Genomic DNA, 21,721 nt, shown 5'->3' on the forward strand with positions numbered 1-21,721 from the left:
AACCGTTAGGGTCACTGGAGAAACTTGCATAGGATAGGGCATCATGGCCGATTCATTTTTTCAACCGGTATCCGCCATGGAACTGGCCCGATTTGCCGGCATTCCCGCATTCATGCGCCTGCCTATTCTGGATCTGGCACACGAACGGATCTCGGAGGTCGAACTGGGCCTCGTGGGTATCCCTTGGGACGGCGGAACCACAAATCGCCCCGGCGCCCGGCATGGTCCGCGGCAACTGAGGGACTATTCCACGATGATCCGGGCGATGAACCCGGTTACGGGAGTGGCACCGTTTGCAATGGTGAACTGCGCAGATCTAGGAGACGTTGCCCCCAATCCCGTCGACATAGAAGACACGCTGGATCGGGTCACGCGTTTCTACACGGATCTTCAAGCCCGCAACATCACGCCATTGACGGCCGGAGGGGATCACCTGACCACCCTGCCCGTCCTTCGTGCCCTGGCCGCTTCGGGTCCGGTTGGCCTGATCCAGTTCGACAGTCACACGGACTTGTTCGATACCTATTTCGGAGGTCACAAGTTCACCCACGGCACCCCGTTCCGCCGCGCGGTCGAGGAAGGGTTGGTGGACCCCAAGCGTTTTGTACAAATCGGAATCCGTGGCACGGCCTACAACACTGAAGATATCGAATGGGGCGAGGCGCAGGGCATCCGCATCATCCGTATCGAAGAGCTGTTCGACCGGGGCATAGACGACGTCATGAACGAAGTGCACGAGATCGTTGGCATGCAGCCGACCTACTGCACCTTTGACATCGACTTTGTTGATCCAACTTACGCCCCCGGTACGGGAACACCTGAAATCGGCGGACCCAACAGCTTTCAGGCCCAGCAGGTCATTCGCAGGATGTCCGGTCTGAACCTTGTCGGCGCCGATCTTGTCGAAGTGTCACCGCCATTCGACCCCGACGGTGGAACGGCGTGGCTTGGCATCTCGCTGATGTTCGAGTTGCTTTGCGTTCTGGCACAGGCGATCGACACGCGGCGCTAGGCCCGCGCGACATTCTCGGCGATCATCGAAATCATCTCGAACATCACCGCCGCCGCCGTCAGTGCGGTGATGTTGTTGGGGCTGTCCTTGGTGGGCATCATGCAAACCACATCGCCGCCGACGATGTTCAGTCCGCGCGCCGCGCGCAGGATGCCGACCGCCTCATCTATGTCAAACCCCTTCTCACCCGGCTCCAGATTGGACACGGCCGGCGCGACGGTTGGGTCAAGACAGTCCAGATCGAAAGTGATGTAAACCGGGCGGTCGCCCAAAACCTCTTTGGTCTGCGCGACCACATCGGCCAACCCGCGCTGACGGAATTCGCGCATGGTGACGATGTTGTACCCGTAATCGTACGACGGTTGCAGCCAGTCCAGGCTGCGTGCATGGCCCCGCAGACCGATCTGCATCGACCGGGTTGGATCCACCTGCCCCTGATCGGCCAGATAGGCCCCCCAGTGGGCCGCGGATTTCTTGGCCCCCAGAAAGTGATCAACCTTGGTGAACACATCCGTATGCGCGTCCAGATGCAGAAAGCTGACCGGCTGTCCGCCCGCAAGTTTGCCGCAACCCAGGGCCTGAACAATGCCACCGGTGATGGAATGGTCGCCTCCGACGGAAACGGGGCGCGCTCCGGCCGTGTCTATGGTCTTGTAGAATTCAGTGATGCGTTCGATGCAGTCTTCGTTGTCGTTGGCCTTTGGAAAAGGCACATCACCAACATCGGCGATCCGCGCACTCTGCCAGGGATCAATTTCAAAGACCGAATGCACCCTGCGTTGTACGGCCGAGACATGCCTCAAGGCGCGAGGCCCCAGGTGCTGGTCCCTTTCGGTCGTGCCGTTGCCGGTTGAATGCGGCACGCCCGCCAGCGCGATATCCTGCCCTTCCGGCCCGACATGGGGACACCGGAACAATGTAGGTACGCCCCACCAATACAGGTTGTCCATCATCGACTGTTCATAGGGATCTGTCATGGCTTCCCCGGTTCAAAGAAAAGCGCCCCCGATCGGAACCGGGGGCGTTTGCGTTCAGAGTTTTTCGTCTTCTCGCCGGAACGCGCCCTGCACGATCCGGTCCATGACCATGGCAAGGAACAGGATCGCAAAGCCGCCCAGCAGGCCCGGCCCCTTGGCGGCGTATTGCAGCGCCTCAAGGATTTCCTTGCCCAGGCCGCCCCCGCCGATCAGCGAGATGATCACGACCATGGACAGGCACATCAGGATTGTCTGGTTTACACCCGTCATGATCGATGGCAGCGCCAGAGGGATTTCAACATCCTTCAACAATTGCCATTTCGACGCGCCAAAGGCGACCGCAGCCTCCTTGATGCTTTCCGGAACCCCTTGCATGCCCAGCGCCGTCAGGCGGATCACCGGCGGCATGCCAAAGATGATGGTGGCCAGAATTCCCGGCGGGTTGCCGGTGCCGAAAAAGGCGATGATCGGGATAAGGTAGACGAAGGCGGGAAGCGTCTGCATCAGGTCCAGAACCGGTTCCGCCGCGCGATAGGCGCGCTGCGATTTGCCGAACCAGATACCCAGCGGAATGCCGAAAACGACGCACAGCAACACCGCCGCACCGACCAGAGCAACCGTTTCCATCGCCACGTCCCAGTACCCCAGCAACGCGATATAGGCCAGGGAAGATGCGGTGAAGATGGCAACCCTTGGTCCCGCCGCACGCCAGGCCGTCACACAGATGACCAGCATGACCACCGGCCAGGGTGACCCGATCAGTGCAATCGTCAGCGCATCAAGCACCGACCGGACACCCGCCACGATCCCGTCGAATACGTCGCCTCCAGCTGCCGCTGCAGCATCAATCCTGGCCTCCATCCAGTTTGCCAGGCTCGAAAACAGCGTGCCGTTGCCTTCGCCAAGAAACATCGCAGAGACTTGTTGTTCCGGGAACGCGTCCAACAATGGAAGGGATGCGTTCACGGTGAACTTGTACACGATCAATGGTCCGATTGCTGCGACAAGGATCGCACCCATGACGATATTACGGGTCGAACGCCCACTTTCCGTGCTGTCCGGATCAATGCGCCAGTTCGAATACTGTTTTTCGTAGACGCGGTCGGCGTAGAACCCTTGAACCAACTTGAACACCAGCAACATCAACAACCCGGTAATCAGGATGCCTGCCGCCTCGGACTGGGCGGCGGCGGCCCTTTCCAGGCTTGTGGCCGCTGCTTTCTGTATGTTCTCGGCCAGTTTGGTGAAACGGTCGATATCGGCCTGTTCCGTGGCATCCGCTGCGCGCGCCAACAGTTCGGCCGCGCGTTCCTGCTGACGGGCGGCGCGGTCCGCGAAATCGGCGCCGGGATTACCCCACGCGCCCCTGCCGATCTGAACCCACGCGATGATCTCAAGGATCAGAAAGGTCCAGAACATGCCCCAAATGGCGCGTGACGCAGACCAGAATGGCCCCAGCAACGCGGCCCACTTGTTGAATGTGTTGGGAATCGCGCTGGTCGCATCATGAATCTTGTGGAATGCGTTGACATAGTAGTCACCGTTCGGACCCGCGAACTCTTTGATGGAAAGGTCCAGGGCCTCGCGATCGACCTCGATATCAGAGGCGGCGGTTACTTTCATCTCTGTTGCAGCATCAGTCATTTTTGCCCCCCTGGATACCGCGCAACAGGCGCGGCTTGGTCACGACGCCCACATCAACGCCCGCATCCGTGATGACGACCGGCAGATCAGAATTCACGGCCAGGTCGATCAGTTGATCCAGATCCGCGCCCTCGTCCGCTCGGGGCGCACCGTCGAGCGGCCCTGAATAACTGTCCACCGGCTCCATGATGGAATGCGCCTTGACCAGTTTGAGTTTTGAGATGCCCTGAACGAATTCGCGTACGTAATCGTCGGACGGGTTCATGACGATGTCTTCGGGTGTTCCGATCTGCACGATGACGCCGTCCTTCATGATCGCAATCCGGTGGCCGATCCGAATGGCTTCGTCCAGATCGTGGGTGATGAACAGCGTGGTCTTCTTCAGCTGTGCCACAAGCGCTTTGAACTGGTCCTGCAATTGCAGGCGGATCAGCGGATCGAGGGCCGAGAACGGTTCATCCATCAACAGGATTTCCGGGTCCGAAGCCAGCGCCCGCGCGATCCCCACGCGTTGCTGCATCCCGCCCGAAAGCTCTTTGGGCAGGCGGTCCTCGTAACCTGTCAGATTCACCAGGCTCAGCGCGTGATCGGAGACGGCCCAGCGCTTTGACTTGGAAACCTTTCGGATCTCCAATGGATAGGCCACATTATCACGCACGGAACGATGCGGCATCAGCGCCATGTGCTGAAAGACCATACCGATTTGCTGGGCGCGAATGCGGCGCAACTCGGCTTCCGACAGTTTCGAAACATCGTGACCCAGAATTTCGATCCGACCCGCCGTCGGTTCGATCAATCGATTCACGTGGCGCACCAATGTGGACTTGCCCGAGCCGGACAGCCCCATGATACAGAAAATCTCACCCCTCGGCACTTCGAACGTGGCGCCCTGAACGCCGACAACACAGTTGAACCGCTCCAGAACTTCCGGCTTGCCTATGCCTTCGTTTCTGACCGCTTCCATTGCCTCTTCTGCACGCGAGCCAAAGATCTTCCAAACGTTTTCTAATTTTACGACAGGTTCGTCCATTTATCCCCCACAGGGCGAAGCCCTGCCCGACAGAAAAAGGCCGCCGCGGTTTTGCGCGACGGCCCAAAGAGTGATTGTTTAGTTGGTCAGCCAGCCGATGACGGTGTCTTCATTCGCAGCCACCCATTCCTTGGCGAACTCAGCGGCTTCGATGTTGTCGACGGCCAGCGCCTTGCCCATCGCGCTCAGATCGTCGCCTGTCATCTGATAGTTGCTGAACAGGGCGGCCACTTCGGGATAGCTCTCTTCCAGTTCCTTGGCATAGTGCAGGTGAAGCGTTGCCCCGTTCCAGGCCGAGGACGCCTCGGACTTGGACAGCCAATCAGGATCATCCGTGGGCTGAACGATTGTCCAGGTGGCCGGATCGTGGGGCGGTTCTTCCAGAACCGTCAGATCCTGTGTCACGAAGATATAGTGCGGGCTGTAGCAAAACCCGATCCACGGATCGCCCGCCTTTGTCGCGTTCGCCAAATTGGCATAGGCAATGGTTTCCTCGTATTCCGTCAGTTCGAAGATCTGGTCATAGCCATAGGACTTGGCCCGGATCTTCTCGACGACGGTCGACGCCCAACCCGGTGCACCGATCCATACCTCGGGTGTTCCGTTGCCATCGGTATCAAAGATCGCAACCTTGTCGGGGTCGCTCAGATCATCGATCGACTTGATGTCATATTGTTCCGCGATGTAGGTCGGCACGCACATGCCCTGCTCGGCCTGAACCGGGTTTTGGTTCATGACGACGGTGCCGTTTTCCTTGACATAGGTATCGTGCAGGTTCTGCTGATTGGGCATCCACACTTCGGGATGGACATGCATCGAACCGCTGTCCATGGCTTCAAACACAATCGGGTTGGTGCCGTTTTGCAATTCCACGTCCAGGCCGAGGTTTTCTTCGATCACGACTTCAAGAATATGTGCCGTGGCGTTCACCGAGGCCCAGTTGGGCACACCGATCACGATATCCGCGGCCATGACCGGCCCGGCAATCGCGAAGGACGCGCTTCCAAGTAGCGTTGCAGTTTTTTTCATCTGATATCTCCGTGTTGGGTAGCTTCCGCGCTTGTTTTTCTCACCCTCTCGGGCCGTGGTGCGCTCTGGTTCAGGTCTTGAAAGGCCGTGCCTTTCGGGTTTTTTGGGGCCAGCAAAATCACAGGCTTACATGGCTCCAAAAGTGAAGCACGTGGATGCGTGGGCCTTCAAGAGATACGTTTTATTACCCCTTGAATGCGGAATTATCGCAACATGGTTTCGACTTTCTGCGATTCAAGGAGGTGCGTCCGACATCTCCAAAGCCGGAAGCACCCTCAGGTATAATGAGCACAAGAATTGCCCGGGCAGAAAGCGCACCAGTCTCAACGCGGTCGGGCAGGTTTCCCTTTCAGTACGCTAAGGCCCCTTTCGGCAAACACTGGTTGCGTCTGGTTCTTTGGTTTGCGCGCGCTCTGTCCGTAAAGGCGGCGTGGAGCCTCCTCTCAGTTTTTGTCCCCCCCACTTCAACCAGGTCCTTCTGACAAGACCAGGTTCCTGACAAGACCAGGTTCAACACTCTGTGAAAAGTGGCGCTTAATCGAACTTTGAAGCTGGCTTTTGCCTACCTACTGGTAGATAGTTTCCATGTCGTAACCATCAAAGAGAACTGACCCCATGGAAATCAATTCGGACTTCTCTGACCGCGTCGTCGTTCACTCAGACCAGCTGGAGTGGCAGGCCTCTCCCATGAAGGGTGTGGATCGCAGGATGTTGGACAGGATCGGAGGCGAGGTCGCCCGGGCCACCACAATCGTGCGTTATGCGCCGGGCAGTCATTTCTCTGCACACACCCATACTGGCGGTGAGGAGTTCATTGTCCTTGACGGTGTGTTTCAGGATGAGCATGGCGACTATCCTGCGGGGACCTATGTCCGCAATCCGCCCACCACGCAACACACGCCGGGGTCGGAACCGGGCTGCACGATATTCGTGAAGCTCTGGCAGTTCGACATGGACGACCGAACCCAGTTTCGCAAAAGCATGGTGGATGAGCTGGGCGCGCCCGCAAATGGTATCGCCACCGCAATCCTGCATGAGGATGCGCGCGAGGTCGTGACCTACTCCCATCTAGACGCGGGTGCGACGCTGCGCTCGGACGCCCCTGGCGGGATCGAGGTTCTGATCATCGACGGGTCGGTCACCGAAGGCGGGGATGAACTGGTCAAAAACGATTGGCTGCGCCTGCCTGAAGGCCACAGCCTGATGGCCGTTGCGGGGCCGGACGGGGCCAGGATCTGGATGAAGACAGGCCACCTGCCTTTTGCCCAACCGCCGTCGGTGTAACCGATGGGTGACCAAAAACCCCTGGCGCAACACCCCTGGTCGAGCGGGCCCCAAAAGCTGAACCTGCGCTCTTCAAGTGAGGGGTTCTGAACCATGCGCACGGATACGCTCATCATCGGCGGGGGGCTTTCAGGGCTCAGCCTTGCGACACAGCTTGTGGATCAAGGTCAGGAAGTGCTGATCGTCGAGGCGCGCAATCGTCTGGGCGGGCGCATTCTGACCGAGACTCTGGGCGACGGCCGTTTCGACATGGGTCCGGCCTGGTTCTGGCCTGGCCAACCACGGATTGCCGCGCTGATCGAACGGCTGGGCCTGCACAGGTTTGACCAATTCAGCTCCGGCGCGCTGAGTTTCGAAGATGAACAAGGCCGTGTTGAGCGCGGCCGGGGGTTTTCATCCATGGAAGGGTCTTATCGTCTGATCGGGGGGCTCGCTGCCTTGACGGATGCGCTGTCGGCACTCTTGCCGGATGGGGCAATCCACCTGTCAACGCAGATCACGGCCTTGGCGCGCACCGAAGGTGGGGTTCGGGTCACCACGCAATCTGGGCGGCATATTTGGGCGAGGCATGTTGTGCTTGCCATACCCCCACGTATCGCGGCCGAGTTGATCTTTGAGCCCACCCTGCCCGATGGCACGTTATCAGCCATGCGGGAAATCCCGACATGGATGGCAGGTCAGGCCAAGGCGCTTGCGGTCTATGACACTCCGTTCTGGCGTGACGACGGACTGTCTGGCGATGCCATGAGCCGACGCGGCCCCATGGTGGAAATCCACGACGCGTCACCTGCCAGCGGTGGTCCCTTCGCGCTGTTCGGTTTCATCGGCATCCCTGCGCAAGCTCGCCGGGATGAAGGGGCGTTGCGGCAGCAGGTTCTGGCGCAGCTGGGGCGATTGTTCGGGCGCAAGGCGGTCAGCCCCAGCACGCTTTTCCTAAAAGACTGGGCGTTCGACCGCTTCACAGCGACCGATCTGGACCTTCAGCCTTTGTATATCCATCCGCAATACGGCTTGCCGAAGGCCATGACGCGGATCTGGGAAGACAGGATCATTCTCAGCGGCACTGAAACAGCCGCGCAATTTGGGGGATATCTTGAAGGTGCATTGGAAGCAGCAGAGACCACCGCAGCATTGTTGAGCGCATTAAGGATGAACGCGGCATGGAAATAGACACAAAGACCGCTCTGCTCAATTCTGCCGAATTGGCCGTGCGCAGCAAAGGCTTCGACGGGTTCAGCTATGCCGACCTTGCCAATGATGTAGGCATCCGCAAGGCATCGATCCACTATCACTTCCCAACCAAAGCCGCGCTGTCAGCAGCTTTGATGGACCGCTACCATACCGAGCTTACCGGGCGCTGCGCCGAGATCGAGGAAACTTGTGACAAGGCGGGTGCGCGCATGCGCGCACTGATCGCGCTGTATCGCGCGGCTTTGAACGACGGGAAAACCCTGTGCCTATGTGTGTCATTGATCATCAGCCGGGAAAGCTTGTCGAACGAGGTCACCGACAAAATCCGCGCGTTCCGGCGCATGATGACCCGGTGGATCGAGAATGTCTTTGCGCTTGGCAAAACGGATCTGTCGATCACGGGGGTTGCGGATCCGAAAGCAGAAGCACGCGCGGCATTGGCCTTGCTGGAAGGCGCTCATCTGACGGCTCGGGCCGAGAGCAGCATACAAACCTTTGATGACGCCGTGGAAGTGCTAACAGCGCGATGTTTGTGACACGACCCAAACTTGCGCGCCCAGAATGGCCGCGTCGATTGTTGAGGCGCCTGCCCGCCTCAACCAAGTTTTTTTCATGCGAGGCCAGCAATTCAACCCGCAAGGCTGAAAACCACACTCCAGCTTGACCCAGGCCGAGTTTCTGGCCGAGCTTTGCGCGCATGCGGTCACGAACCGGACGCCCTCAAGCCCATCTTGGACCGTTGGATAGACCGCAGACGCGTCAGGCGAACTTCCGTTTCTGCACTCCGGATTGGCTTCGGCTGCTTCGTCATAAATATTGGCGAACCCTTCCCGGCAACCTTCGGGGCGTCCCGGCGGCACTTTGCCGAGCCGATTGGCCGCCCCCCCCTGCCCCAACCCATTTCGGGGGATCATCCTGGTGTGGTCTTTGTGGATGTCGATATTGCCTGCGATACAGCCCAGCAAGCGAATTGGCCGAGGCCGGATGTACTCACCTCCAGATTGCGGCCATCGCAGGTCACAAAAGCCTCTCTATGATTCTAGAATACTCGGCAGGTACCGGCCAAATGCGACTCGCAAAGCAGGTTCGGCCCAAGCGGGACCAGAACAGGAACCGAACATGGGAATCTTCCGGGAAAACCGTTGGTTCGGAAAATAACAAGAGACGGTCAGCGTGTGGTCGAATTTGCCATTTTATGGCGGGGAGACAGGGATTCGAACCCTGGGGACGCTCTCACGCCCAACGGTTTTCAAGACCGCCGCATTCGACCACTCTGCCACCTCCCCGTCGACAGCAGGGTCTAAGGCGAAGTTCGAGCGGAGGCAAGTCGAAATCGGGAAATCTTGCCGAAGCCTGTGCAGCGGTCTTTCCATGACACTTCAGCCACGTTATGATCCGCACGAAAGACCGCAACAGGCTGGCATACAGAACCAGCAGACCGGCAGCGGGGTTCGGAAAACGAAACCCCTTCAGGCAAGGGATAAGCAGATGAAGCGAGCGATCGAGACACGCCCGGGGCCGAAACGGCTGGCGTATCTGGCGTTGACTTTGACGATACTGGCCGGATGTGAAGAGGCTTTATCAACTTCTGAATCGGCTGAGAAACCGGAAGACAATTCGGGGAAGACGGAACTCCTGCCCGAGGTGGCCACCGGCTCTCAGCGTGATGTCGAAGCCCCTGAGGTTTTTCAGACAACCGAAGCAGGGCTTTGGGATGGCCGGCCGTCTCTTGGCGGGATATGGGTTGCGCACCCGGATGCGTCCCAACCTGAACGTGTCGTGATCAGAAACACGTCCAACAACAAATCCGTGACCGGCGCCCTGTTCCGGCGCGAGCGCAACCTGCCCGGACCCGCGCTTCAGGTCTCGTCCGCTGCCGCGAAAGAGTTGGGAATGCTTGCGGGCGCGCCGACAAAAGTCAGCGTCGTCGCACTGCGCCGTGAAAAGATCGAAGAACCGTCGTCGGAGGATGCGCCGGAGGCAGAAGAAACGGCAGCCGAAACCACGGCCGCAGGTGCCGATGAAGCTGCCGGCACTCAAGCGTCCACAGAGCCGGAAAAACCGGCCAAACGGAAGTGGTGGCAGAAAAAGGAAACAGCCGCCGCCGCGGCGGGTACGGCTGCGGTTGCAGCGGGTGCGGCCAGTGCATCGGATGAAACGGCTGAAGACGTCGAGCCCGCAAGCGAAGACGCCGAGACGGCCACTTCTGCGGACGATCAGGCCGAAGCACCTGCCGAAAAACCAGCCAAGCGGAAATGGTGGCAGAAGAAAGCCCCCGCAGCTGCGGCTGCGGGAACTGCCGTGGCCGCGGCAGATACAGCAACTGACAGCGCAGACGTAGCCGCCGAAGCCGCCGAAGCCGTGGCGTCCCCCTCTTTGTCGGATGCACCGGTCACGCCCCCCGCCGAGCAACCTGCCAAGCGGAAATGGTGGCAAAAGAAAGACCCCGCCGCGATCACCGAAACGCCACTGGACCCGGTAGAGGGGGCCGCAGCCGCAATTGATGCGTCAGAAGCCACTCCTGTCGCAGCCGCCACAACGTCGGCGACATCTCTGAGCAAACCGTTTGTTCAGATCGGAACCTTCAGCGTCGAGGCGAACGCCAAGTCAGCCGCCCAAAAGGTGCGTCGGAACGGCATGCCCACAGTTGTACGGGAACTGAAAACAGCAAATAGTACTGTCTGGCGCGTGCTGGTTGGCCCCGCCGCAACCCGGGCCGAGCGCAAAGCCTTTCAAAAGGACGTGAAAGACCTTGGCTTCAAAGACGCGTTCACGGTAACCGACTGATTAAGGGAGGCGTAACATGCTATCCTCAATACGAACATCCGTTCTGGCTCTTGGGCTTGCCGTTCTGGCGATACCTGCCCAGGCTTTTGATACATCCGCCCGCGCGGCTTATGTGATCGACCAAACCACCGGTACCGTGCTGCTGTCGAAAGAAGCCGACCAACCATTGCCGCCTGCGTCGATGTCCAAGCTCATGACGCTTTATGTTGCATTCGAAGCATTGCGGGACGGGCGCTTGACGCTGGACGAAACCCTGCCTGTTTCGGAACACGCGATGAGCTATGGCGGCTCGACAATGTTCCTGAACACGCAGGATCGCGTACGTGTCGAAGACCTGCTGCGCGGCATAATCGTTTTGTCGGGCAATGACGCCTGCGTGGTCATCGCCGAAGCGCTCAGCCCGGATGGCACCGAAGCAGGATTTGCGCGATACATGACCCAGCGGGCCAAGCAGATGGGCATGAACAATTCGAACTTCGCAAATTCAAACGGCTGGCCCGCCGCCGGGCATATGATGTCGGTTCATGATCTGGCCGTTCTTGCGGATCGGCTGATCTCGGACTTTCCAGAATACTACCCCCTTTTCGCCGAAGAGGTTTTCGAGTTCGATGGCCGCGCACCCTCGAACGCCCGCAACCGCAACCCGTTGCTGCGGCTGGATATCGGTGCAGATGGCCTGAAAACCGGCCATACGCAAGAAGCGGGCTATGGCCTTGTCGGGTCCGCCAAACAAGGCGACAGGCGGGTGATCTTTGTGCTGACGGGTCTCGACAGCACCGGCCAGCGGGCAGAGGAGGCTGAGGCCGTGGTTAACTGGTCGTTTCGAAATTTTGTCGAGAGGACAGTTGCCACCGCGGAAACGCCGATAGCCGAAGCCAAGCTGTGGATGGGCGAGAAAAAGTCCGTGGGGCTTGTTCCCGAAGGTGATCTGAATGTGCTGTTCCCGGTTCTGGGCACCCAGAATGTCGAGGCCGAAGTGGTCTATGAGGGCCCGATCAACGCGCCCGTCAAGAAAGGTCAGCAACTGGCCGAACTGGTGATTAAGCCCGAAGGTTTGCCGGAAATCCGGCGGCCTCTGGTGGCAGCCGAAGATGTTGCGATTGGCGGGTTTGTGGTTCGCATGCTGACCGTCGGCGGTATCGTATTGAAAGACGTGATAAACAACCCGCTGGAGTCGATGTGACGAAAGCGGGGTTTTTTCTGACCTTCGAAGGCATTGACGGTTCAGGCAAGTCAACACAGGCGCGGATGCTGGCGGAACATCTGCGTGCGCAGGGTCACGAGGTGGTACTGACGCGCGAGCCCGGCGGCTCTGCGGGGGCCGAGGAAATTCGCAGACTGGTTTTGGAGGGCGACCCGGATCGCTGGTCGGCCGAGACCGAGATTCTGCTGTTCACCGCGGCCCGCCGCGACCATCTGGAGCGCACCATCGAACCTGCACTGGCAGCAGGGAAGGTGGTGATCTGCGACCGCTTTGCTGACAGCACACGTATGTATCAGGGCCTGTCCCGGGGCGACCTGCGAAATCTGGTGGATCAGTTGCACAGCCTGATGATCGGGCGCGAACCGGACATGACGCTGCTGATCGACATGGACCCTGAAACGGGCCTGGCACGCGCCAAGGGGCGACAAGGCACCGAAGAACGGTTCGAGGACTTTGGCCCGGAATTGCAGAAGAAGATGCGCGCCGGCTTTCTGGCGCTGGCCGATGAGTTCCCGGACAGGTTTCACATCGTGGATGGCAACAGGGACATGGACAGCGTTGCGCAGGATGTGACAGAACTCGTCCAGGCAGCACTGCGGTAGACGATGAGCGACGATATCCCTTCTCCGGATCAGGTGCCGGGCGCACCACATCCGCGCGAAACCGGTCGGCTTTTTGGCCAGGACGCGGCGGAACAGGCCTTTCTGACCGCTTACACGTCAGACCGTTTGCATCACGGTTGGCTGCTGACAGGGCCACGCGGTGTCGGCAAGGCGACACTGGCCTGGCGAATTGCACGGTTTCTGCTTGCTACACCTCCGGCAGAGGATGACGGGTTGTTCAGCGCGCCGCCTCCGCCCAAGACGCTCGACATCGATCCCGACCACCCGGTGGCCCATCGCATTCAGGCGGGGGCAGAACCGGGTTTGGCGGCGATAACCCGGTCGCTGAACGATCAGGGACGGCTGCGCAGTGAGATCGTCGTGGATGACATCCGCAAGCTTGGGAAGTTTTTTGGTCTGTCCTCTGCCGACGGCGGCCGCCGCGTCGTGATCGTGGATTCAGCAGACGAAATGAACGTCAGCGCCGCCAACGCGTTGCTGAAGATGCTGGAAGAGCCGCCTGCCCGCACCACCCTTTTGCTGGTATCGCATCAACCCTCACGCCTGTTGCCAACCATCCGTTCACGCTGTCGCACGCTGCGCCTCGGCCCGCTGAACGCGCAAGACATGCAGGCCGCCCTGTCACAAACGGAAACCGAAATTCCCGCGCGGACAGAACACCTCGCCGCGCTTGCAGCGGGTTCAGTCGGAGACGCCGTGCGTTTGATCAATCTGGGTGGTCTGGACATCTATGCCGAACTGATCGCCATTCTGGGCACCCTGCCCCGCATGGACCGCCAGCGCGCGCTGGCTTTGGCCGAAGCGGCAGCGCAGCGCGGCGCGGCAGACCGGTTTGAACTTTTGCTGACATTGATCGACGTTGCTCTGTCACGGCTGGCCCTGACCGGGGCAACAGGCACGCCCCCGGTTCCTGAAGCCGCCCCCAACGAGGGTGAAACACTGGCGCGTCTGTCAGCATCGCCGGATCAAGCCCGTCGCTGGGCCGAGGTCGCCGCGACGATCACCGCCCGGGCGCGACATGGTCAGGCTGTCAACCTTGACCCTGCCGCTCTGGTCCTAGATACGGTGTTCAAGATACAGGAAACCGCCGGTCAGAACAGATGAGCGACACCCCCCAGATTACCGACAGCCACTGCCATCTGGACTTCCCGGATTTCGAAGGCCAGTTGGACGACATCATCGCGCGTGCAGCCCAGGCTGGCGTGACCCGGATGGTGACGATCTGCACCAAACTGCGCAACGAACCCGCTGTCCGTGCGATTGCCGAAGCCTACGCGCCGGTCTTCTATGCCGCCGGCACACACCCGATGAGCGCCGCGGACGAGCCATTGGCCTCGGTCGATGATCTGGTCGCCCTGGCACAGCATCCGAAATTCGTCGGTATCGGAGAAACCGGCCTAGACTATCACTATACCACAGATAGCGCGGAAGTTCAGAAACAGTCCCTGCGCGTCCATATCGAAGCAGCCCAGCGCACCGGGTTGCCCCTGATCATTCACGCCCGCGCAGCTGATGAAGATATGGCCGGCATTCTGGCCGAAGAATATCGCAACGCGCCCTATTCCTGCGTCATGCACTGCTTCTCCTCCTCTGCTGAACTGGCCAAGGCCGCCTTGGATTTAGGTTTTTACCTGTCGATGTCCGGCATAGCCGCCTTCCCCAAGAGCCAGGAATTGCGGGACATTTTCGCAAGCGCCCCGGTGGATCGCATTTTGGTGGAAACCGACGCGCCCTATCTGGCCCCGCCGCCCTATCGCGGCAAACGAAACGAGCCGGCCTATACTGTGCACACGGCCCAAAAGGGGGCCGAAATCTTTGGCATGGACTATGCCGCTTTTGCTGACCAGACACAGGCAAACTTCGACCGGCTGTTCACCAAAGCGGCATCATACAAGGCCGCCGCATGACCGGCTTCCGATTTACAATTCTGGGCTGCGGATCCTCTGGCGGCGTGCCGCGATTGGGCGGTCAATGGGGCGATTGTGACCCTGCGAACCCCAGGAACGTCCGGCGCCGCTGTTCGATGCTGGTCGAACGCGACGGGCCAGATGGCACAACCTCGGTTCTGATCGACACCACGCCTGATATGCGCAGCCAGTTGCTGGATACAGGTACAGGGCGGTTGGACGGGGTCGTCTATACGCATTCCCACGCAGACCATGTGCATGGAATCGATGATTTGCGCATGATCGTGTTCAACATGAAAACCCGTGTTCCTGTGTGGGCGGATGGCGACACCCAGAACGCTTTGTTGGGGCGGTTTGGATACGCGTTCATTCAGCCCGAGGGCTCCCCTTATCCTCCGATCCTCGAGCTCAAGTCTATCGACGGTCCTTTCGAAATCGACGGCCCCGGCGGCCCGATTCCGTTTCGTCCTTTCAAAGTGAATCACGGTTCGATCGATTCCCTTGGCTTCCGCATTGGGCAACTCGCCTATCTGCCGGATGTCGCCGAGATCTACGACGACGCCTGGCCCGAAATGAAAGGGCTGGACTGCCTTGTCATCGACGCCCTGCGCCGCTCGCCTCATCCGACGCACGCGCATCTGGAAAAGACGCTTGGGTGGATCGAAAAGCTGCAACCGAAGCGCGCGGTATTGACCAACATGCATATCGACCTCGACTACGCGACCGTCGACGCCGAAACCCCCGACCACATCACCCCCGCCTTCGACGGGATGGTGATCCATCAGGCACAGTAGGCCGCTGCCCGCCGCCCGCAAAATATCGCAGCAGGTCCGTCGCGGGAGGGTCACATGCTGCAAAGCCTGATCGACGTCATTCTTCCGGTTTTCCTTGTAATCGGGGCCGGGTATACGGCAACCCGCACGGGGTACTTCAAACAAGCGCATGTCGATGGGCTGATGAAGTTCACCCAAGGCTTTGCGATTCCCTGCCTTTTGTTCCTGGCCATCGCGCATCTGGACCTCGGCGCCAGTTTCGACCCCCGTCTATTGGCCAGTTTCTATTCCGCTGCCGCCCTGTGTTTCACGGCAGGTCTGTTCGGCGCACGCATCATTTTCGGGCGCGACTGGGAGGATTGCGTCGCCATCGGGTTTTGTTGCCTGTTCTCGAACTCTGTCCTCTTGGGCTTGCCGATTACCGAACGCGCATATGGGCCCGAGAACCTGACGGGCAACTACGCGATCATCGCCTTCCATTCTCCGTTTTGTTACGGCGTCGGGATCACGGTGATGGAGGTCGTGCGAAGTCGCGGTCATGGAGGCATCAGCATGGCACGGTCTGTTTTGTCCGCAATGTTCAAGAACGCGCTGATCCTTGGTATTGCCCTTGGGTTTCTGGTCAACCTGTCCGGTCTGGCGATCCCTGCCGTGGTCGACGAAGCGCTGGGGTTGATCACCCGTGCTGCCCTGCCCGGGGCATTGTTTGCCTTGGGCGGAGTGCTGGTCAAATACAAGCCCGAAGGCGACCTGCGCACCATCGCATATGTTTGCTGTATCTCGTTGATGCTGCATCCCAGCCTGGTGTGGATGTTCGGCAAATCCGTGGGCCTGCCGCAGGACCTGTTTCGGTCGGGCGTATTGAATGCCGCCATGGCTCCGGGTTTCAACGCCTATATTTTCGCCAATATGTATGGACGCGCAAAACGGGTCGCAGCGTCGGCCGTACTTATCGGAACAGCCTCGTCCATTCTGACCGTCTGGCTATGGCTGACACTTCTGGGCTAACTGTGGTGTTGACTTCAGGTCGACGTGAAACACCTATCGCGCAACGCAGCAGGAGATCCGAATGTCACATGCAATTATCGTCGCTCATGGCCAACCGTCTGACCCGGAACCGGCGGAAGCTGCACTTGCTGCATTCGCAGCCAAGGTCAACGCGCTGACCCAGCATGTGGCGGTGCATTCGGCCACTCTGGCCGCGCCGGGCGCGTTGGAGGCGAAGCTGGACCGCGCGCCCGAAAATTCGGTCATCTATCCACTTTTCATGGCAAAGGGGTGGTTTGTCACCAGCGCGTTGCCCAAACGGCTTGGGCACCATCCGGCAAAGATTTTGGACCCGCTTGGAATTGACCCGGACCTGCCGGCCCTGACCGCAGAGGCCCTGCAATCGGAATTGTCCGACAAACACTGGGCCGCTCGGTCCACCGATCTGGTCATTGCCGCGCATGGTTCCGGGCGCAGCCGGAACCCGTCGTCCGTGGCGTTGCAGTTTGCGAAACAGCTTGCGGGATTGGTGGCTTTCAAATCTGTTCGCGTCGGTTTCGTCGAAGAGCCACCTTCCATATCTGACGCCGCCAACGGCACCGAAGATCAGGCGCTGTGCCTTCCGTTCTTTGCCTGTGCCGGAGGGCACGTGCAGGAAGACGTCCCGCAAGAGCTGGATCGCGCGGGGTTTTCAGGCGTGGTCCTGCCGGTGGTGGGAGAGTTGCCTCCGATCCGGCAACAGATAGCCAAGAAGATAAATGAGGCATTCGATTCAGCCTGAAGCCCCGATACGTTGCCCATCGTGTTTTCCGGGCGAATTCAGGTTTGCGCCTTGCTCAACGCTGAATACATGCGATGGCATGACCGGCCGTCACGTTTGGCCTGATAAAGGGCCAAATCTGCTGCGTGAAGTATGTCGGCGGCGTTGGGGCAGTCGAACTGCGTGGACAAGGCGGTGCCAATACTGGCCGAGATCGTACAGCTTTGATTCTGAAACATCATCGGTTCATTCAACTTTGATATCAGACGCCCAGCAATGCAGGCCAGAGTATCTTCCCGAGTCAGATCTTTGAAAACAATAACGAATTCATCCCCGCCGACCCGGGCCACAGTGTCGTTGCTTCGTGTTTCCTCCTGCATGATGCGGGCGGCCTGCTGCAAGACGAAATCACCAGCCGCATGACCCAGCTTGTCATTCACGGCTTTGAAAAAATCCAGATCCAGATGCATGAGCGCGAAGGTGGAATTTCCCGAGATCAAATGCTCGAGCAAGTGATCCATTGCCCTGCGGTTCTTCAGTCCGGTCAACGTGTCGGTATAGGCCTGCTCTTCGGCTGCAAGCATCGCACCCTGTAGCCGAAGGTTGAGAGAGCGGGATGCCTCCATCGCGGCGGATTTGGCTTCGACCAGATACAACAGCTCGATCGCCAGATCCGTGCCTGAGAAATCAGCACTAGTCAGCGCATAGTCCCGTACCGCATCCAAAATCGAGATACCAAATGACAGATTGATGACCGCACCACCTGAATGCGGCAAAGGAGCAACCAGGCCTTTGAGGGTTGTACGGGGTTCATCATGGAACCTCAGGTGCAGCTTCGCCCCCGCCATTGACATCAGGGCGGGAACGGTTGTGATCGTTCTGGGGCGGATCAGTTCAAATACATCCAGAAAACCCTGCCCCACCAGCGGCAATTCAGGTCGCAACTTTTGCAGGGTCGGACCTGCTTGTTGAATATGCCCGTTTTGGTCCACCAACAGGAACATCGGGCAAAGCGTTTCCAGCAGACCAGCCAGTTCTTGGGTATCTGTCATCCGTTCCGAGCCCCCAGATCAAAATGCCGCCCCTCAGCAAATGCGCTTTCAACCAACATGATGGAAATGACGTCACTCCCTTGCTGCTGCCCCTCGTGTGACAGCATCACCAGCGCACCATAGTCATCCGCCATTGCGCGCAGGACCCCAACCATGACATTGGAGTACCCGGGCAGGCCCGGGGAACAACTCAGTTGAAATTCCGTGGCTGACAGCTCTCTCAGTTCCAAGGTCGGCAAGGTCAAATCAGACACCGCCAGCCGTACGCGGTCCGCCAGATCGTCGAGCGAATGAAGAAACTCGACATAGCTGACGCCGCCAAACCTGAGAAGGCGGCGCAGCCCTTCCATATTCGGGTGAGACACGAGATACGTTCCCAAGTCCTCAAAGACTTCGGCTTGCGGCCGATCGAGGTCGGCACTCAGCGCCTCCATTACCTTGGACGTCATGTCATCGTCATAGACGAGCATGGCTTCAAACTCGACAAACCCCAGCCGCGCGGCGTCGGTCACGCGCAACCAGCAGGATCGCCCGTAGGTCGCACAGACAAAGGACTGTATCGCCCGATTGATCAGACCATGCATCAGATGCCCCAGATTTGTGTCCTGTGCACTGTGGCCGGAAAAACCTTAACAAATAGCCAAAATCCACCCTGAGTTGTAGCGAATTCAACCGAGTATCAACTCGATACCACCCGTCCGGTCAGAAATCCGTGGGCGCGCCGCCTTCCGCTTTGCGGCGTTCGACAAAAGCGGCCAGTTCCTCGCGAATACCTTCATCCATCGGGGGGGCTTCAAAGCTTGAGATGATCTCCTTGAACATGTGATGCGCGCGTTCTGCGGTCCAGATACCGCCGGCGACCTCCCATCCTTCATAGTTTTTCCAGTCACTCAGGAAGGGTTGATAGAACGCCGTGGTATAGCGATCCTGCGTATGCTGAATGCCGAAGAAATGGCCGTCATTGCCGACTGCCCTGATCGCATCCAGGGCAATCTCGTCCGGCCCTGTGGCGGTCAACTCGGGGTCCATATAGCGTTGAATTTGCTGTAGGATTTCGCAGTCCATGATGAACTTTTCCGGGCTGGCGATCAGTCCGCCCTCAAGCCAACCGGCTGCGTGGTAAACCATATTGGTGCCCGATTGCACGGCTGCCCAAAGCGAGTTCGAAGTCTCCCACACCGACTGGCCGTCCGGCACATTTGCCGCACAAACACCCGAAGACCGCATGGGCAAACCATAGAACCGCGCCATCTGGCCGGTCATCTGGGTCGAACGCATGTATTCCGGTGTTCCAAAGGCCGGCGCGCCGGACTTCATGTCCACATTCGACGTGAAGGTACCGATCACACAAGGGATACCCGGGCGCACATATTGGAACAGCGCAATGGCGCACAGCGCCTCGGCCAGGGACTGCGCCACGGCACCCGCCATGGTTACGGGTGCCATGGCCCCGGCCAGCGTAAAGGGCGTGACTACAATCGCCTGACCGCGCCGCGCCAGGCGCAGACACCCGTCTATCATCGGGTGATCGTGTTTCAGCGGCGAGGTTGAGTTGATATTGGTGTACATGCGCGGCGCGGCTTCGAACTCTTCGTGGCTCAAACCGCCTGCAATGCGCACCATTTCCATGACATCTTCGACCCGTTCCTTGCCCAGCGAATAGGCGTGCATCGCCTTGTCGGTCAGGGTCAGCTTGTCGTACAGCACGTCCAGATGACGGACGCTGGCATGGATATCGACCGGCTCGACCGGGTATCCGCCCGCGAAATGGATGCTGTTGAAGTATTGCGTCAGCTTCAGAAGATTCCGGCACATCTCGCGATTGCCCGGCACTTTTTTCCCGATCTCCATGTCCCAGTAGTTCGGCGGGGAAGAGACGTTGCCGAACAGGATGTTCTTCCCCCCGATTTCGATCTTGCGATCCAGATTGCGAGGGGTGATCGAAAACCGGCTGGGAGCCTTGGCGATCATCTCCATGACAAAGTCCCGCCCCATGCGGACATTGTCGCCGTCGATGGTACAACCGGCTTCGCGCAGGATGCCTATTGCCTCTTCGTTGTAAAACTCGATCCCGATCTCTTCGAGGATCCGCATCGCCCCTTCATGGATCGCTTCGATGCCGGCCTGATCCAAAGGTTCCGTAGGTCGATCGATATTGACCGGCGGATCCCAGGGCATCTGGTCAATCGCTGCACTGCCTCTGCGCGCAGCCGCCCCTGCACGCCCTCCTCCGCGGCGCTTGCGTGTCTTGGTCTCGGCCATCGGTGCCTCCTGTTCTTGCTTTCGTCAAGCAAGCCCCGAAGAGACGCCTATGGCCGCTCCGTCTGCGACAGAATATGTCGGTTTTTCATTCCGTTTTGTCGAATCCCGGATTTGAAAATCAAATTTTGGTCAACCATTCGGGAATATGTCCGATATCCGGCAAAATCACATCCGCCATCGGAGCCAATGCATCGGCCTCGGCCAAACCGGTCAAAACACCGATCGTGGTCATCCCAGCAGCGCGCCCGGCCTGCAAGTCATGAAGGCTGTCACCCACCATCGCGATACGAGATGGCTCGACCCCGATATGGGCGGCAAAGGCCAGCAACTGGCCCGGTCCCGGCTTGAACCCGTGACCGCTGTCATACCCGGCGACGAAATCGAAATGCCCCCTTACCCCGACAGATTCGAGATGCTGCAAAGCGGGATGTTCACTGTCATTCGTCGCAACGCCCAGCTTTATTCCGGCATTTTGCAGACCTTCCAGGAAAGGAACCAATGGCACCGCGGGCACCTGCGGGGCCGAGGCGGCCTCGGAGTTCATCAAATCGATGATCTCCTGCAAGATCACGCCGTCGACATGGGCAATCAGAACCTCTGCGATTTCCTCGACCGTGGCGGCGATTACAATGCTGTCTTCGGTATATTTCCCTTGCTCGAAATCATATCCGATGACACGGCCAAGCTCGGTCGCGCGATCTTCGTCCCCGTTGGAAAGGCGCAACAGCATGGAGCGTCCGAACTCTCCCCACGTATTTGCAAAGTCAAACAGCGTGCCATCTTTGTCAAAGATGATCGCATCTATCGGCATCCGGTGCTCCTGCGGAAAAATAGGGTTATGTCCAGTGTACCTCAGCGCCGCCGGACAATACCGCCCTTGCCTGGGCGGGAAGATCATAGGCGAGTGAATTGGCGTCACAAAACGCCATGACCCACGAATCGTCAAGCACCAGAAAATCAAGAACCGACGCCAGAAACTCGGGATCGCCTGCCCGATCGCGCACATCCTCGATCGATGCCCCCGTGGAACCCAGAAAAACAGGCAAAAGCTCGTCATTGCCGACCAGCCAGGCCAGGGCCGTCAGTGCAAGAGTTTCGGCGGAATCAGAGGATATCGGCATAAACTTGGGTCAGATCCGGTCTTGGAAAGGGTTTGTTAACCAGAGTCATAAACACTTTGTTCACGCATGCAATCAACG

At 59.0% G+C, this 21,721-nt stretch carries 21 protein-coding genes and 1 tRNA gene; 12 read left to right on the forward strand and 10 right to left on the reverse strand.

Features of this window, described 5'->3' with window-relative positions; genetic code table 11:
- The first annotated feature begins 43 nt into the window (after nt 1-43).
- Nucleotides 44-1,012 (forward strand): agmatinase, encoded by a 969-nt coding sequence (locus tag NOR97_RS10090; RefSeq protein WP_257599009.1) that lies wholly within the window; start codon nt 44-46, stop codon nt 1,010-1,012.
- On the opposite strand, the gene NOR97_RS10095 is transcribed toward NOR97_RS10090, so the two are convergent.
- The 4 genes from NOR97_RS10095 to NOR97_RS10110 all read right to left on the reverse strand — a co-directional run bounded on the left by NOR97_RS10095 (nt 1,009) and on the right by NOR97_RS10110 (nt 5,692).
- Nucleotides 1,009-1,989: an arginase family protein gene (locus NOR97_RS10095; protein ID WP_257599010.1), complete on the reverse strand. Its 981-nt coding sequence runs from the start codon at nt 1,987-1,989 to the stop codon at nt 1,009-1,011. The two genes, NOR97_RS10090 and NOR97_RS10095, sit on opposite strands and share 4 nt — an antisense overlap.
- A gap of 54 nt (nt 1,990-2,043) precedes the next feature.
- Nucleotides 2,044-3,633, reverse strand: a complete 1,590-nt coding sequence (locus tag NOR97_RS10100; RefSeq protein ID WP_170343820.1) for a proline/glycine betaine ABC transporter permease — start codon at nt 3,631-3,633, stop codon at nt 2,044-2,046.
- The gene (locus tag NOR97_RS10105; RefSeq protein ID WP_170343819.1) at nt 3,626-4,663 is read right to left on the reverse strand and encodes a glycine betaine/L-proline ABC transporter ATP-binding protein; all 1,038 of its coding nucleotides are present in this window, start codon (nt 4,661-4,663) and stop codon (nt 3,626-3,628) included. The genes NOR97_RS10100 and NOR97_RS10105 overlap by 8 nt, the downstream gene beginning before the upstream one ends.
- 78 nt (nt 4,664-4,741) lie before the next feature.
- Nucleotides 4,742-5,692: a glycine betaine ABC transporter substrate-binding protein gene (locus tag NOR97_RS10110; RefSeq protein ID WP_257599011.1), complete on the reverse strand. Its 951-nt coding sequence runs from the start codon at nt 5,690-5,692 to the stop codon at nt 4,742-4,744.
- A 615-nt stretch (nt 5,693-6,307) separates the two neighbouring features.
- On the opposite strand from NOR97_RS10110, the gene NOR97_RS10115 reads away from it, so the two are divergent.
- The 3 genes from NOR97_RS10115 to NOR97_RS10125 all read left to right on the forward strand — a co-directional run bounded on the left by NOR97_RS10115 (nt 6,308) and on the right by NOR97_RS10125 (nt 8,703).
- A complete protein-coding gene (locus NOR97_RS10115) occupies nt 6,308-6,976 on the forward strand; it encodes a cupin domain-containing protein (RefSeq protein ID WP_257599012.1) in 669 nt (222 codons plus the stop codon).
- Nucleotides 6,977-7,069: 93 nt separating this feature from the next.
- Nucleotides 7,070-8,146, forward strand: coding sequence for an NAD(P)/FAD-dependent oxidoreductase (locus NOR97_RS10120; protein ID WP_257599013.1), 1,077 nt, complete (start codon nt 7,070-7,072; stop codon nt 8,144-8,146).
- Entirely contained in the window at nt 8,137-8,703 is a 567-nt protein-coding gene (locus tag NOR97_RS10125) for a TetR/AcrR family transcriptional regulator (protein ID WP_257599014.1), read from the forward strand. Before NOR97_RS10120 ends, NOR97_RS10125 begins: the two co-directional genes overlap by 10 nt.
- Nucleotides 8,704-9,363: 660 nt before the next feature.
- Here the strand turns inward: NOR97_RS10125 and NOR97_RS10130 are convergent.
- Nucleotides 9,364-9,453: transfer RNA gene (locus NOR97_RS10130), tRNA-Ser, on the reverse strand.
- Nucleotides 9,454-9,655: 202 nt separating this feature from the next.
- Between NOR97_RS10130 and NOR97_RS21160 the strand changes: the two genes are divergently transcribed.
- The 8 genes from NOR97_RS21160 (at nt 9,656) to NOR97_RS10175 (ending at nt 17,229) form a co-directional block, all read left to right on the forward strand.
- Nucleotides 9,656-10,954: an SPOR domain-containing protein gene (locus tag NOR97_RS21160; RefSeq protein ID WP_306975956.1), complete on the forward strand. Its 1,299-nt coding sequence runs from the start codon at nt 9,656-9,658 to the stop codon at nt 10,952-10,954.
- A gap of 16 nt (nt 10,955-10,970) precedes the next feature.
- Nucleotides 10,971-12,137 (forward strand): D-alanyl-D-alanine carboxypeptidase family protein, encoded by a 1,167-nt coding sequence (locus tag NOR97_RS10145; RefSeq protein WP_257599015.1) that lies wholly within the window; start codon nt 10,971-10,973, stop codon nt 12,135-12,137.
- Between the two features lie 65 nt (nt 12,138-12,202).
- Complete coding sequence (tmk, locus tag NOR97_RS10150; RefSeq protein ID WP_374041623.1) at nt 12,203-12,760, forward strand: dTMP kinase; 558 nt, start codon at nt 12,203-12,205, stop codon at nt 12,758-12,760.
- Nucleotides 12,761-12,763: 3 nt separating this feature from the next.
- On the forward strand, nt 12,764-13,885 hold the full coding sequence (locus tag NOR97_RS10155) for a DNA polymerase III subunit delta' (RefSeq protein WP_257599017.1): 1,122 nt from the start codon (nt 12,764-12,766) through the stop codon (nt 13,883-13,885).
- On the forward strand, nt 13,882-14,688 hold the full coding sequence (locus NOR97_RS10160; protein ID WP_257599018.1) for a TatD family hydrolase: 807 nt from the start codon (nt 13,882-13,884) through the stop codon (nt 14,686-14,688). Before NOR97_RS10155 ends, NOR97_RS10160 begins: the two co-directional genes overlap by 4 nt.
- A complete protein-coding gene (locus NOR97_RS10165; RefSeq protein ID WP_170343809.1) occupies nt 14,685-15,482 on the forward strand; it encodes an MBL fold metallo-hydrolase in 798 nt (265 codons plus the stop codon). The genes NOR97_RS10160 and NOR97_RS10165 overlap by 4 nt, the downstream gene beginning before the upstream one ends.
- 54 nt (nt 15,483-15,536) lie before the next feature.
- Nucleotides 15,537-16,469, forward strand: a complete 933-nt coding sequence (locus NOR97_RS10170) for an AEC family transporter (RefSeq protein WP_257599019.1) — start codon at nt 15,537-15,539, stop codon at nt 16,467-16,469.
- A gap of 61 nt (nt 16,470-16,530) precedes the next feature.
- Nucleotides 16,531-17,229 (forward strand): CbiX/SirB N-terminal domain-containing protein, encoded by a 699-nt coding sequence (locus NOR97_RS10175; RefSeq protein WP_170343807.1) that lies wholly within the window; start codon nt 16,531-16,533, stop codon nt 17,227-17,229.
- A gap of 38 nt (nt 17,230-17,267) precedes the next feature.
- On the opposite strand, the gene NOR97_RS10180 is transcribed toward NOR97_RS10175, so the two are convergent.
- From NOR97_RS10180 to NOR97_RS10200, 5 genes are all read right to left on the reverse strand, one after another.
- Complete coding sequence (locus NOR97_RS10180) at nt 17,268-18,260, reverse strand: diguanylate cyclase domain-containing protein (RefSeq protein ID WP_257599020.1); 993 nt, start codon at nt 18,258-18,260, stop codon at nt 17,268-17,270.
- Nucleotides 18,257-18,844: a heme NO-binding domain-containing protein gene (locus tag NOR97_RS10185; RefSeq protein WP_171615892.1), complete on the reverse strand. Its 588-nt coding sequence runs from the start codon at nt 18,842-18,844 to the stop codon at nt 18,257-18,259. The genes NOR97_RS10180 and NOR97_RS10185 overlap by 4 nt, the downstream gene beginning before the upstream one ends.
- A 118-nt stretch (nt 18,845-18,962) precedes the next feature.
- Nucleotides 18,963-20,522 carry a trimethylamine methyltransferase family protein gene (locus tag NOR97_RS10190; protein WP_257599021.1) on the reverse strand — a complete coding sequence of 520 codons (1,560 nt, stop codon included), beginning with the start codon at nt 20,520-20,522 and terminating at the stop codon, nt 18,963-18,965.
- A 118-nt stretch (nt 20,523-20,640) separates the two neighbouring features.
- Nucleotides 20,641-21,333, reverse strand: coding sequence for an HAD family hydrolase (locus NOR97_RS10195; RefSeq protein ID WP_257599022.1), 693 nt, complete (start codon nt 21,331-21,333; stop codon nt 20,641-20,643).
- Nucleotides 21,334-21,358: 25 nt separating this feature from the next.
- A complete protein-coding gene (locus NOR97_RS10200) occupies nt 21,359-21,643 on the reverse strand; it encodes a DUF3572 domain-containing protein (protein WP_170343802.1) in 285 nt (94 codons plus the stop codon).
- Nucleotides 21,644-21,721 lie beyond the last annotated feature (78 nt).

This window comes from Ruegeria sp. YS9, from assembly GCF_024628725.1.
Classification (GTDB): Bacteria; Pseudomonadota; Alphaproteobacteria; order Rhodobacterales; family Rhodobacteraceae; genus Ruegeria; species Ruegeria atlantica_C.